This is a genomic window from Capnocytophaga sputigena (genome assembly GCF_002302495.1).
Lineage (GTDB): Bacteria > Bacteroidota > Bacteroidia > Flavobacteriales > Flavobacteriaceae > Capnocytophaga > Capnocytophaga sputigena.
The window spans coordinates 2,013,317-2,026,240 of record NZ_CP022379.1 but is presented as its reverse complement, the minus strand read 5'-3'; the positions used below and the strand labels follow the sequence as shown (position 1 = coordinate 2,026,240).

At 37.9% G+C, this 12,924-nt stretch carries 16 protein-coding genes; 13 read left to right on the top strand and 3 right to left on the bottom strand.

The features are described from left to right. Window positions 1-8: 8 nt before the first annotated feature. The gene (locus CGC57_RS08970) at window positions 9-431 is read left to right on the top strand and encodes an organic hydroperoxide resistance protein (RefSeq protein WP_002679235.1); all 423 of its coding nucleotides are present in this window, start codon (window positions 9-11) and stop codon (window positions 429-431) included. Window positions 432-449: 18 nt separating this feature from the next. Next, the gene (locus CGC57_RS08965) at window positions 450-1,043 is read left to right on the top strand and encodes a nitroreductase family protein (RefSeq protein WP_095898871.1); all 594 of its coding nucleotides are present in this window, start codon (window positions 450-452) and stop codon (window positions 1,041-1,043) included. Between the two features lie 96 nt (window positions 1,044-1,139). Here the strand turns inward: CGC57_RS08965 and CGC57_RS08960 are convergent, their stop codons facing one another. Further along, window positions 1,140-1,988, bottom strand: coding sequence for a CPBP family intramembrane glutamic endopeptidase (locus tag CGC57_RS08960; RefSeq protein WP_095898870.1), 849 nt, complete (start codon window positions 1,986-1,988; stop codon window positions 1,140-1,142). Window positions 1,989-2,073: 85 nt separating this feature from the next. Here CGC57_RS08960 and CGC57_RS08955 point away from each other — a divergent pair, with 85 nt between their 5' ends. From CGC57_RS08955 to CGC57_RS08935, 5 genes are all read left to right on the top strand, one after another. Continuing rightward, window positions 2,074-2,715: a helix-turn-helix transcriptional regulator gene (locus tag CGC57_RS08955; protein WP_095898869.1), complete on the top strand. Its 642-nt coding sequence runs from the start codon at window positions 2,074-2,076 to the stop codon at window positions 2,713-2,715. 509 nt (window positions 2,716-3,224) lie between these two features. Next, window positions 3,225-3,839, top strand: a complete 615-nt coding sequence (locus tag CGC57_RS08950) for a tetratricopeptide repeat protein (RefSeq protein WP_095898868.1) — start codon at window positions 3,225-3,227, stop codon at window positions 3,837-3,839. Window positions 3,840-3,850: 11 nt separating this feature from the next. Then, window positions 3,851-5,188, top strand: coding sequence for a hypothetical protein (locus tag CGC57_RS08945; protein ID WP_095898867.1), 1,338 nt, complete (start codon window positions 3,851-3,853; stop codon window positions 5,186-5,188). Window positions 5,189-5,194: 6 nt separating this feature from the next. Beyond that, a complete protein-coding gene (locus CGC57_RS08940; protein ID WP_095898866.1) occupies window positions 5,195-6,133 on the top strand; it encodes a type I restriction endonuclease in 939 nt (312 codons plus the stop codon). A gap of 214 nt (window positions 6,134-6,347) precedes the next feature. Further along, complete coding sequence (locus CGC57_RS08935; RefSeq protein ID WP_095898865.1) at window positions 6,348-7,190, top strand: aldo/keto reductase; 843 nt, start codon at window positions 6,348-6,350, stop codon at window positions 7,188-7,190. Between the two features lie 82 nt (window positions 7,191-7,272). Here CGC57_RS08935 and CGC57_RS08930 read toward each other — a convergent pair whose 3' ends face one another. Beyond that, window positions 7,273-7,692 (bottom strand): SlyB protein, encoded by a 420-nt coding sequence (locus CGC57_RS08930; RefSeq protein WP_095898864.1) that lies wholly within the window; start codon window positions 7,690-7,692, stop codon window positions 7,273-7,275. A 138-nt stretch (window positions 7,693-7,830) separates the two neighbouring features. Here CGC57_RS08930 and CGC57_RS08925 point away from each other — a divergent pair, with 138 nt between their 5' ends. Further along, a complete protein-coding gene (locus tag CGC57_RS08925) occupies window positions 7,831-8,652 on the top strand; it encodes a glycoside hydrolase family 16 protein (protein ID WP_095898863.1) in 822 nt (273 codons plus the stop codon). A gap of 73 nt (window positions 8,653-8,725) precedes the next feature. Further along, window positions 8,726-9,316: a Uma2 family endonuclease gene (locus tag CGC57_RS08920; protein ID WP_095898862.1), complete on the top strand. Its 591-nt coding sequence runs from the start codon at window positions 8,726-8,728 to the stop codon at window positions 9,314-9,316. Here the strand turns inward: CGC57_RS08920 and CGC57_RS08915 are convergent. Beyond that, a complete protein-coding gene (locus tag CGC57_RS08915; RefSeq protein WP_095898861.1) occupies window positions 9,306-9,629 on the bottom strand; it encodes a MerR family transcriptional regulator in 324 nt (107 codons plus the stop codon). The two genes, CGC57_RS08920 and CGC57_RS08915, sit on opposite strands and share 11 nt — an antisense overlap. Window positions 9,630-9,952: 323 nt before the next feature. Between CGC57_RS08915 and CGC57_RS08905 the strand changes: the two genes are divergently transcribed. From CGC57_RS08905 to CGC57_RS08890, 4 genes are all read left to right on the top strand, one after another. Then, on the top strand, window positions 9,953-10,729 hold the full coding sequence (locus CGC57_RS08905; RefSeq protein WP_095898859.1) for an SDR family NAD(P)-dependent oxidoreductase: 777 nt from the start codon (window positions 9,953-9,955) through the stop codon (window positions 10,727-10,729). An 85-nt stretch (window positions 10,730-10,814) separates the two neighbouring features. Beyond that, window positions 10,815-11,282, top strand: a complete 468-nt coding sequence (locus CGC57_RS08900) for a hypothetical protein (RefSeq protein WP_095898858.1) — start codon at window positions 10,815-10,817, stop codon at window positions 11,280-11,282. Window positions 11,283-11,479: 197 nt separating this feature from the next. Further along, entirely contained in the window at window positions 11,480-11,956 is a 477-nt protein-coding gene (locus CGC57_RS08895) for a hypothetical protein (RefSeq protein WP_095898857.1), read from the top strand. An 8-nt stretch (window positions 11,957-11,964) separates the two neighbouring features. Then, complete coding sequence (locus CGC57_RS08890) at window positions 11,965-12,903, top strand: SIMPL domain-containing protein (RefSeq protein WP_095898856.1); 939 nt, start codon at window positions 11,965-11,967, stop codon at window positions 12,901-12,903. The last annotated feature ends 21 nt before the right edge of the window (window positions 12,904-12,924 follow it).

Genomic DNA, 12,924 nt, shown 5'->3' with positions numbered 1-12,924 from the left:
GAAGACAGATGACAGCAATGTACACAGCAGTGGCTACCGCTACCGGAGCCCCTAATAGAAAAGTAACTTCCGACAATGGCGTATTAAGCCTCGAACTTCGCTCTCCTAAAGCCTTAGGAGGAGCTAATGATGATTATACCAATCCAGAGCAACTCTTTGCAGCAGGGTATGCAGCTTGTTTTGATACCGCACTGAACTTGGTTATTAAGCAAGCTAAAGTAACCACAGGGGTAACTACTGTAACAGCACACGTATCTATAGGAAAGCTTGATACTGGTGGTTTTATCTTTGCTGTAACCTTACAAGTGAATGTACCTGGGGTATCACTTGAGCAAGCCAAAGAACTTGCGGACAAAGCACACCAAGTATGTCCGTATTCTAACTCTACTCGTGGGAATATAGAAGTAACTACAGAGGTAACAAACAACTAATTATAAGAAATAGAAAATATGAATTTTTTAGAAATCGCACAAAAGAGATATGCTGCCAAAGCATATCGCAATGAGAAGATAAATGAAGCTAAAATCAAAGAATTGGCAGAAATTCTCCGCTTAGCTCCTTCTTCAGTAAATAGTCAGCCTTGGAAATTTGCTATCATAGGTGATGAAGCCCTCAAAGCCGACTTGGCAGCGCATTCATTCTTCAACGAACAGAAGATAAAAGAGGCTAGTCACCTCATCGTGTTTTTCGCTTATGATGATACAGCCGCTTTTGAAAACCATTTCAAAGCCAATCAGCCACAACCTGTAGTAGATTATTACGAAAGTGTAAAAGCTGGTGATGATGAAAAAGCGAAGGCGTGGTTTCAAAAACAAGTGTATTTGGCAACAGGTTTCTTTGTAGCCGCTTGTGGAACAGAGGGTATTGACGCTACCCCTATGGAAGGAATTGATACGGCTTATTACACTGAAAAATTGCAAGTAAAAGGCTGTAAAGCGGTACTTGCTGTAGCAGTAGGCTATCACAGTGAAGCCGATGGCAACCACCCAAGTAAGACTCCTAAGAAGAGACTTCCACTGGAAGAAGTAGTGGAAATTCGCTAATTAAGTCATAGTACAACACTCAATAAATAAAACTCCCCGTAATGCAAACTGCCTATGTAGCTCGCATCACGGGGAGTTTTCGTAACTCGTCTCTCGTCATTCGTCTCTCGTCATTCGTAATTTCCTCAGCCACAGACCTACACCAAGGTACAACAGACAAGGGATAATCCCCGAAACTGGCGAAATGAGTATATGTTTGCCCGTTTCTATAAAAATATGTTTGTCGTATATCAAGCTGTTGATAGTCGTATCCTCAATAGCGTGCATCCACACCCCTGCCCATATCGACTTGGTAAGGCGAAAAAGTTCGGTATACATCACCGTCCACGAGATGCAGCACACCAATGCCATTACGCAAAAAGTAACCTTATCATAAGGGAATACGGCAAATATTTGTTCCGGTTTTATGAAGTAGAAAAAGTAAGGCCAATGCCACGAGCACCACACTACCCCCACAATGAGGTAAAGCCACACGTCTTTAATATGCAAACTGAGCAAACGAGCCGTAAGATACCCCCGCCACGACGATTCTTCAAAGAAATTCTTTACAAATTCGGCTACTACAAAAATACCAAAGCCCGCAAAATAGTCCGTCCACCGGATTTGCACGTCCAGCCAGCCTAACAACTCGCCTATAAGCAGGGTAACGGCAATCACCGCAGGGTAAATAAGGGTTGCCACCCCATACCAACGCAGGTTTTTCTTGATAAGCGGACGCAACCCTGCATCGCTCCAACCATCACCCATAAAAGTGCGCAACAAGAGCCAAGTAAGCAGGGGAGCCACTATAAAAATACCCATTCCGCTAGTACCATTGTTGGTATCGCTGAAATCGCCTGTCGTTTCCCCCGTAAGCGAATCTACCCACACGCCTATCCAGCCACAACTAAGGGCTACGAAAATAAAAATACATAAATTCCTAATGGTTCGTGATTTATTCTTCATCTTTTAAAAATATTTGATTATCTTTGGCGCAAAATTACGCCGGTGCACATCACTACACAATACTGAATAATAACCATTTTTTAAGATGACAACCGATAAAAGCATAGAGGAAATAGCCCAAGAATACATTTCTTATATGAAAATCTTGGAACAAGCAGGTAGTTTTGCCGTTTTTCTATCGGATAAATTCGGGCATTACTATTATGTAACCGAATATATTGAAGCATCTCAAGAGCTCAATATTGAAAATTTGGTACATCCCGATGATTTAGAGGTGGTAAGAAGAATTGATAAAAAAGTATGGGAGTTTTTAGATACACTCCCCGAGGAAGAAAAGCTAACTTACAAATACATCTATGAAATGAGAGTTTTGGATAGAAGAAAGTATGTACGAATGATTTACCAAATGCGTATATTAGCCTTTAAAGACGATAATTTTTTGGCTATGGGTATGATAGACCTCGCTCCCGAGCAATCAGCCAATACTTCTGTCCGTTTTCAGATAAAAAACTGCCTTACCGATGAAGTAGTACCTTTCACTATCGAAAGTGCTACCGATGTCCTGCTCACTCCGCGCGAAAGAGAGATACTCGCCCTTGCTAAAGAAGGAATGTTCAGCAAAGAAATCTCCGAAAAACTGAACATCAGCATACATACCGTAAACCGCCACCGCCAAAATATCCTCGAAAAACTACAAGTAGATAATATGATTGAAGCAATAAGATAATTGGTTGTAGCGCGAGTCGTAGCACGACAAGCAGTAAATAAAATTCACTCAGGGCAGGAACTCGAAATCTTATCTCCTCCATTCAAAACGACATTTATCAGTTTTATAGTGTAAAGTAAAACTACACAAGTTTTTACTAAAAAATATCCTCATCATCACTTGCTCATCACAAAAAAAGTATTACCTTTGCAATAAATTTAAAAACTCATTTAAACACTATTTAAAAGAAACAGAGAAAACAATTACATAAAGACATAAATTAGCGTTTCGCTTTACATTTTCCTTTTATAGAAAACGACCATTTTTTTAAGTAACTAAAGGAAAGTAGAAGTGGAAATGCCTACGTTTAAGCGTGGGCATTCCTTTTGCTTTAGTTACTGCCTTTGGTCGGGCTTCTATAAAAGTATAAGGAATGTGCCCGCGTTTTTTTATGTACTTATGTGAACGATAAAGGCGGAACCCGAAAAGCCTGTAAAAGAGTAGGAATAATAAACTTTTTTAGCTAACAAATGAAAAAACTTATTGCAATTTTATGTACTTTATGCTTTACTTTTATTAGTAATGCACAAGAAAATGAAGATATAGCATCTTTAAAAGAGGATGCTGAAAAAGGAGAAGTGGGGGCTCAACTCAAATTAGCTGGCTATTATTTCTTAGGACAAGGAGGATTAGAACAATCCTATGAAAAAGCTTTCTATTGGACTAATAAGGCTGCAGAACAAGGAAATACACTTGCACAAGCTACTATAGGAAACTCATATTTTACAGGAAGAGGAGTGATACAATCAGATGAAAAAGCATTCTATTGGGCAAAAAAATCTGCAGAAGGGAATAATGAAATAGGACAAAGTCTATTAGCCACTTTGTATTTTTTAGGGAAAGGGGTGGCTAAATCTAACGAAAAAGGAATTTATTGGGCAAAGAAATCTGCAGAACAAGGATATCCCGACGCTCAATACTTATTGGCTCTTTGCTATAGTGAAGGAAGAGGAGTTAAGAAAAATAAACAACAAACTATATATTGGCTTAATAAAGCGTGTGACAATCTCTATTGGATCAGTAAGAATTCCCCCTACAACAATAGTAGTAACAAAGCTTGTGAAATGTTAAAAGAAATTAAATAAGACTATTAGCAATGAAAGAAAGAATATTAAAGGAAATGAGTCGTTATGACTTTGAAGGAGAGGTGTCATCAATGTTTTATTCTTATCGCGTATGGAGTGATACCTATACTTACTCTATGTTGAAGTCCTCACATATAACCAAAAGCAAAGATTTCTCACTCGCTCATCATTTGGATACAAGAGATGAAATCCTATTGGCTTTCCAAAATGGAATGAGTGAAAAAGATTCTGTTCTTTTTACCGAAAAAGCTATTTCAATTGCTCAAAGTAATTGGTTTAGTAAGAATGTAGTAGAAAAAATTTCTTGGGCAGACATAAAGAAGATAGAACTAATAAACCATTCTCTGATATTCACTTTAGAAGGTGAAATAGAAAAAGTCTTCAATGTAGATGACATTTTTTCTAAAAACTTAGACAAGGTAGATAAAATAATAAAACTACTTCAACGACTTCTAAAAATTATTAATGGAGAAAACGAGTTTCTACAAGATAGTAGCACTTACAATGTTAGTAAAGCAAGAAAAAAGAAGAAAATCTATATTACAATAGGAGTTATTTTTGCTGTTTTGTTTATCGTAACGATTATTCAAGAATCATTTAGAGAGAAAATTCCTACGATGAGTTACACTTCTCCTTCATCATTCTCTGATGATAAAGATGAGGTAAAAGTAGATAGTAATGCTTTTGAAAAACAAAAAGCTAAAGAACCTATTATTCAAATAGACACACTTTGGAGTGATACTTCTGTGAAAGGTTACAAAAAAATAACTATGTACAAAACTGTTAATGTTTTTAATGAACCTTATTCTGTAACAATGAAAAGTAAAGGTTTTTTAGATAAACTTGTTGATGAAACTAATACTAAAATTGTCATTCCTGTTGAAATTCCAAAAAACACAAAGTATTGGATATATCGTATAATTCTTTCAAATGCTTTAATTGAAAGTGGAGAACAAACTCAATTAGTAAAAGAAGTAGATGAAAACATAAAAAAAACTAGCTTTTTTGGAGAAGTAAATATAGCTTATGAAATATATGGAGATGTAAAAAGTTTATTTAATAATCTTTCAGCTCCTTCTAAATTAAAACCTTATGCCAATGTTTATTTCATCTATAATAAAAAGGAAGCTGAAAATTTTCAAGAGCATAAAAAGTTTAAGTATGACATTGATAACTCTATCAAAAATACTCATTCTCGTAATGGTCTTATCAAATTCAACAAAAATCAATTTGTATATTTAGGCTTAGAGGATGCTGGGTATGAAGATACTATCTATGTAAATTTAGAAGTTGTTGCTATTGTTGAAATTACTAAATATTACAAAGTAGAAGAAAAAACAATTGAATAGAACATTATGAATAAATGGAATGACTTGTGCTTTATAGTAAGCACACATCAAAAAAAGAATACTAAAGAAAATATTCTTCAAATAGAAATTGAAAATTTCTTAGAGAAGTTGGGCTGGTCAAGAAGACAAGGAGAAGTCGTTACTCAAAAGCATATCAGTGTAGGAAGTAATCAAACACTAATCCCTGATATTACTATAGAGAGCAATAACAAAGTTCTTTTTGTAGTAGAGCTAAAACACCCTAATGAGTCTGTGGAAAAACATAAGAAACAACTCATCTCTTATATGCGACAGCTAAAACTTCGCTTTGGGGTGCTTTTGGGGGACAAATTTCAATTGTACTATGATGATACTACAGAAGACGGCACAGAAGCTCAAAAAGTATTTGAGGCTGCATTCACTGAGAATAATCCAGAAGCTGAAGAACTACTATCTCTACTTACTAAAGAGCAGTTTGGAAAGGATAAACTTCTTGTCTTTGCTGAAAAACAATTGGAGAAAATACAAGAAAGTGAAGTTATGAATGAAATCCAAGAGTATGTGGAAGAACAGCTTTCTCATTTGCAAGATAAACTATACAAAGAACTACAAGAGGAATATGATTCTAAGCTTGTAAAAAAAGTGTTTGAGCATTTGAATATTGCTATCTCACCCATTGCTGTTGAAGAGGTATCTTTGAACAACCTTGACAATACTTCTGTTGAAAAACTGCCTATTGAGTTTGTTCCTAATGATTTAGAAGCTTTTAAAAAATTACTTTTAGAGAAAAAAGTAGGAAAAATAGAGTGGCACTATAACAACGGAAAAGTAGAACACAAAACTTGGAAAGCATCACGATTTAAACAAAAATCTTCTTTGTTAGGCAATGTATATTCACGTCCTGAAGCTAAAAATGGCAAATGGAAAGAATTAGGACTTACAAAAGTAGTTTACAAAATTGACTAAGCTAATCTCTCGCTAACACTCCCCTTGCAATCTCTCTTTGCACGGGGAGTTTTATTTTCTAACGAATGAGTTTTATTGAGTGTGATTTTTTATTGAGTTCTACCTAACTTTATTGAAAAAAAAAATCTACAAAAACTACCAACTCCTCTGTAACAATTATTTGACAAAATTGTTTATCTTTGCAGAGTCTAAAAACTAAAAATAAGAATTACAAATGAAAAACATTGAGTTAAACAATGGGGTACAAATGCCCCTATTGGGGTATGGTGTATACCAAGTAAACCCCGAAGAATGTGAGCGTTGCGTAAGCGATGCTATTTCGGTAGGCTACCGAATGATTGACACTGCCCAAATCTATCGCAATGAAGAGGGTGTAGGTAACGCTATTAAGAAAAGTGGTATCGACCGCAAAGAGTTCTTTATCGTTACCAAAGTGTGGATAAGCAATGCTGGTTATGAAAAGGCAAAAGCCTCTATCGAAACCTCTTTGCATAAACTCCAAACTGATTATATCGATTTACTGCTCATTCACCAACCTTTTGGCGATTATTACGGCTCTTATCGCGCTATGGAAGAAGCCTACAAAGAGGGCAAAGTGCGCGCTATTGGCGTCAGCAACTTCTATGCCGATAGATACCTCGATTTGGCATACCACTGCGAGATAAAACCTGCTGTAAACCAAATGGAAACACACGTATTCTACCAACAGCAAGACCTCCAAGAGCTAATGAAGAAATACGACACCAAGCTAATGTCGTGGGGACCTTTTGCCGAAGGCAGAAACGATTTCTTTGCCAATCCTACGCTCAATGCTATTGGTGAAAAGTATCACAAAAGTGCTGCCCAAGTAGCTTTGCGCTATCTCTTGCAACGCGATATTATCTGCATTCCTAAGTCGGTGCGCAAAGAGCGTATGGAACAAAACCTTAATGTATTTGACTTCCAACTCTCAGCGGAGGATATGAGCCTAATAGCCGCTCTCGACACTAAACAAACGCTCTTCTATTCTCACCAAGCCCCTGCCTTTGTAGAGATGATATTACAATATGGTAATTAGCAAATTAGCAAATGTGCTAATTAGTAAAATTCCCGTGTGGTAGTACCACACGGGAATTTTTAATAAAACATCTAACTTGTATCTATTTGCTAAATTCTACTTCAGCATTTAGTTCAGTTATCTTTTCTTGCAATTTAGTGATGTCTTTTTGCAATTTCTCAATACGGCGATTACTTTTGGCTAATTGCTTATTAGCTTTACTAGCTTTGCGCAAAGCCTTTTCAGCTTTGTTCGCTTTTTTAGCACTTGCTGAAGCCGAACTCGCATCACTAAAAGCATCCGTGCGATCAGTAGCTTCTTCATTAGCCTGTGTAGCCTCAGTTTGCAACGACTGATTATTGGTTTGCTCTTGTGTGAGTTTCATTTGCAATTCGTTGAGCTCGGTATTGAGTTTCAAGGCTTGTTGTTGTTTTTCCAAGCGTTTCATCTCTGGTGATTTAGCTGTACCACAACCCGCTAACATAAAGGAAGCTAACACTCCCATTAAAAATACTTTTTTCATAATTATATTATTAATATTTTAATGCCACAAAAGTAATACTTAATTGCCTAATATGCAAATTCGCTAATTTACTAATTTGCTAATTATCAAATTATCACTACCTTTGTATTTAGAATAACTTAAAAACAATACAATATTATGAGAAAAACTTTTATTATTTTATGCATTTGGAGCATCATTGTAGGTTGCTCTCAAGAACAAAAAGAAGATGACACCTCTTCTAAAGAAAAAGAGGAATGGAAATTAGTTTGGGAAGACGATTTCAACCGCGATGATATTTTCGCTACCGGTATATGGTCTAAAATATGGGGATGCCCTACTTCAACAGCCGACTGGTGCAAAACAATGAGCCAAGACCCTAGTTTGTTTGAAATAAAGAATGGTAATCTTATTCTTTTAGGCAAGCCCAGAACTGACCCTACCAAGCACAAAACGCCTTACATTACGGGAGGGGTAACTACCCAAGGAAAGAAATATTTTCAAAATGGACGTTTAGAAATCCGTTGCAAGCTCGAAGCTCATCAAGGTGCTTGGCCATCTCTCTGGATGGTACCCGATGCTACTTGGCCTACGGGTGGTGAGATAGACATCGTAGAACGACTCAACTACGAGCCTTTTGTACACCATACAGTACACTCCACTTACACCCAAGCGGGCAAAAAAGACAAATCTAAGCGTACTCCCCCAAGCACCGCTACTGCCCCTATCAACCCCGATGATTACAACATCTATGCCGTAGAACTCGACACCGATGAGGTGCGTTTTTATGTAAACGGCAAGCAAACTTTCAGTTATGCGCGCGTACCCGAGAAAGAGAGTGAAGGGCAATTTCCTTTCAACCGCCCCTATATGTTGCGCATCGATATGCAATTAGGTGGTAGTTGGGTAGGTCAAGTAAAACCTTTTACCAAGCCAATAAGAATGTACGTAGACTGGGTTCGGTTTTATCAGAAAAATTAACAAATAAGAAAATTAGCAAATTGCTTATTATTTTATATCTTTGCCCTTGATAATTGTTTAAAATTAGTTATTTATGAGTACAGTAATCACCAATATCAATCAGTTAGACCTCACAAATGGGGTATATACGTATGCGGATTATGTACTTTGGGAAATAAAAGAAAGGTTGGAAATTCTCAAAGGAAAAATTTTCAGAATGAGCCCTGCTCCTGCTATTTCACATCAAAAAATAGCAAGAAATTTAACGGGCGAGCTCTATCATTATTTCAAAGGAAAAACCTGTCAGCTTTTTGCAGCTCCTTTTGATGTGGTACTCAAAAACAAAAATGGCTTGGAGGACAGTGTAGTACAACCCGACCTCTGCGTGGTGTGCGACCCTAAAAAGTTAGAGAACGACAAACGTTGCTTAGGAGCCCCTGACCTAATTATTGAAATACTATCACCTGGCAACACTAAAAAGGAAATGCGCAATAAGTATGAATTGTATGAAGAATCAGGGGTGATGGAGTATTGGGTAGTCCGTCCTGTCGACAAGGAAATCACGCAGTTTGTTCTTGAAGAGGGCAAATATCGCGCCCTCCCTCCTATTGTAGAAGGCGATATAGTTCAATCAGTTAAATTTCCTGAACTCTATGTATCGACTGAGGATATTTTTAGACTGTAACTAATTGACTCATCTTAGAGAGTGTTTCCTCTATCATCGCCATACGCTTCTTTACTTTCTCTACCGAAGCATCTAATGTATATCCCTCATCAAGAAGCTCTTTGATAAGGAGTATTTTTTTGATATTCAGGTAATCATACCTGCGATTTTTCCCTTCTTCTTCTGTCAAACTGGTGATAATCCCTTTCTCTTCCCAATAACGTATTTGTCGGGTAGGGATTCCAGTGATTTGCGATACTTCCCCTATACCCACTACCAATTTCCGCAGAAAATCAAAGTCTAACAAGAGTTCTTTTTGTACTTCTTTTGCCATAAATTGTAAATAAATTACGAAATAGGTTGCAAATATACAAATAAATACTTTACCTTTGCATTTTGTAAATAATCTACAATTAAAGAAGATAATTAACAAATGAATACAGAACTTAAACAAACTCTGCAATTTGTCTTTTTTATAGCGACACCACTTTGCTTGGTAAACAGCTTTATCACAAGTGATAAGTTGAATCTTTGGAGTGATTGGAGCGTGAAGTTTTTAACCTCTTACGCAATATCATTTCCTCAGGCAGTACTGTATGTTTCCTTGGTAAAATGGTATAAAAGAAGAAAATGTAAAATCAATAAACAAATATTAAAATGAAAAACTTAAACAACAAGAATGCCGTAATTACCGGCGGAAGTGATGGTATTGGTTTAGGAATAGCCAAAGCCTTTGCCCGTGAGGGTGCAAATCTATTGCTCATAGGTAAAGACCCTGAGAAACTACAAAAAGCCCAACAAGCGCTACTAAATGAGTTTGGCGTGCAAGTACACACCCTCTCTGCTGATTTATCAAAAACAGAGACAGTAGCTGAGGTAGTGAAAGACATTGAGCAACTGCTATCTACGGTAGATATTTTAGTAAACAACGCTGGTTTGGGCAAGTTCATACCTTTTGAGCAAGTGGACAGCACCTTATACGATGCCCACTTCAACCTCAATGTAAAAGCGCCTTATTTCCTTACCCAAGGTCTGTTACCTGCTTTGGTGAAAAGCAAGGGGAATGTTATTAATATCTCGTCGTATTTTGCCCACCGAATGCTTCCTAACCGCGCAACTACCGTCTATTCGGCTACTAAAGGAGCGTTAAACTCTTTTACCAAGGCGTTGGCTTTTGAGGTGGGACATTTGGGTGTACGCGTAAATGCCATTGCCCCTGGGAGTATCTCTACCCCACAATTCAACCGCAATTTACAAGCTCTTACCCCCGAAAAACAAGCCGCTTTTAAGGCTATGATAAAGGAAATCTACCCATTGCAACACATTGGCACGCCTGAAGATATAGCCAAGGCTTGTGTATTCTTAGCCAGCGATAATGCTTCGTGGATTACAGGCGCTGTGCTCGCTGTAGATGGCGGACTCACTACAAATTAAAGTTTGCTAACTCCTTAATTTGCTAATTTGCTAATTATTACTATCTTTGCCCTAATATTAGTAAATCAACAAATTAAAATAACGTATGAAAAAGATGAGTTTTATAGCTCTTTTGGTGCTATCACTCGCTACCAATGTAGTATTGGTACGCAAATTATTTGTAGGAAATACCCAAGTAATTGAAGGCGACTCACGTACAAGTATAGTGGTAAGTCAACCGAATCGTGATTTTGTGATGAGCGAAATGCGCAATTTCGTAGAAACCTTACATCAAATCAATATGGGAATTGAGCAAAACGATTCCTCACTGATAGTGGAAGCAGCACGTAGTTCAGGAGGTTCGGTAGCACATCACGCTCCTGCAGGACTCATAGCTTCTATCCCTATGGGATTCAAAACTATAGGCTTCGACACGCACGCTAAATTCGATAGCATTGCCAATAGCGCCGAAAAGAACTTCGACCCTAAAGTTACACAACAACAAGTAACTGCCCTACTCGGCAACTGTGTAGCCTGCCACCGCAGCTATCGTATGGATGTGAAAAAGGATTAGCAAAAACACATAATACACTATGAATTTGAACATATTCATTACCCTACACCTTTTAGAGAAACGCCAAAAGACCTTTGGGAGTATGCTAAGGACAATCCTCTTGTTTCCATTGGCAATTGTAGGGGATACGTGTTTGGTGATAGCTTATTTAATAGCTTTGATAGTGAGTAATATACTTAAAAAATACAATAATTAAAATGAAAAAACTCTTTTTACTGCTATGTGTATGGGCAACACTCCCTGCTGTAGCGCAAACCTCGAAAGACAAAACCCTGATTATAGATGCGAGTTACCTCAAACAAGGTAGTAGCTACGGACAGTTAGGAGTGCATTTCAACTATTATGACAGCAATAAGTTGGCACTATTTGCGGGATTGGCGGGCAACTTCCGTTCGGAAAACGGATTAGTTGCTATCCCCGAAGCGCAACTCTCGGCGTGGATAAGAGCAGATAATGAGCGTGGAGGCTTTGTTGATATTCCAGTCTTGCTCTTGCGCCCTCAACTGAATTTCTCTCCTTATTACTTTGCCCCCGAAGCAGGTATACAAATTTTTATTTTCTATGTAAAAGCAGGCTACGCATTCCCTTGGGGTAAAATGAGTGACAACTATCCTTTTGACACGGGTAAATTCCGCCTTTCAGTAGGAGCTATTATACCGCTAAATATTAAATAAAAAATAATATGAAACATCTCTTTTTCTCCGTAGCCCTTGTGAGTACAATGCTTGGTTTTGGGCAGGCCTCAGGAAACCTCAATTACCAAAACAGAGGTCGAAATAGCTTGAATAACAACGACTATTCTCTTGATTTCCCTACCAATTACGAAATGGTAGTCTCAGCCAAAGGGCTGGCTAATATCAAAGCTGATGCTTTTGTGGCGATCTTCAGTGTGGTGCAGGTAGGCAAGAGTGCTGAAGAGGCTACCTCCCTAATGAGTCAGCGCCTTTCGCCTGTGCTCTCTGCCCTAAAGGCTAAGAATATGGAGGCTTTTGTAGATATGATCTCCTTTGTGCCTATGTACGAATACGAAACCGAGAAGAAAGTCTTTAGCAAGCGCACCTACAATGAAGTGCCTATGGGCTTTGAACTCAAGCAAAACTTACATATCAAAATCAATGAAGCCTCTCGACTCAATGAGCTAATCACTCTACTGGCTAATAACGAGATCTATGATCTTGTACGTATGGACTACTACAGTAGCCAGTTAGAGACCATAAAAAAAGAACTTAAGGACAAGGTGAAATCAGCCTTTGCCGAAAAGCAAAAGCTCTATGAAACAACCCTTGGGGAGAGCTTTGCCTCCACTGAAAAGAAGATCATTGATGGTTTTTTCCACATTTCCCCTACCGAACAATATAGTAGCTACGAAGCCTATAGTAGTGCATCCTTACAAGGCAAGCGAGCAGGCAATGTGGTGCAAGCCAACAAGTCTACTACTCAGTATTACCAACCTATTGCTAACCGAGATTTTGATGTAGTACTCAACCCTATTATCGTAGAACCTATGATACAAGTGGTCTATGAGATGAAAATGAGTGTCAATCACCCTGATAAAAATAAAGCTAAAGAGGCACTATTGTTGACCCCTGCTGGCGAACTCAAGAAGATAAACTTGCCTTAGCAATTCTCCATAATATGAACA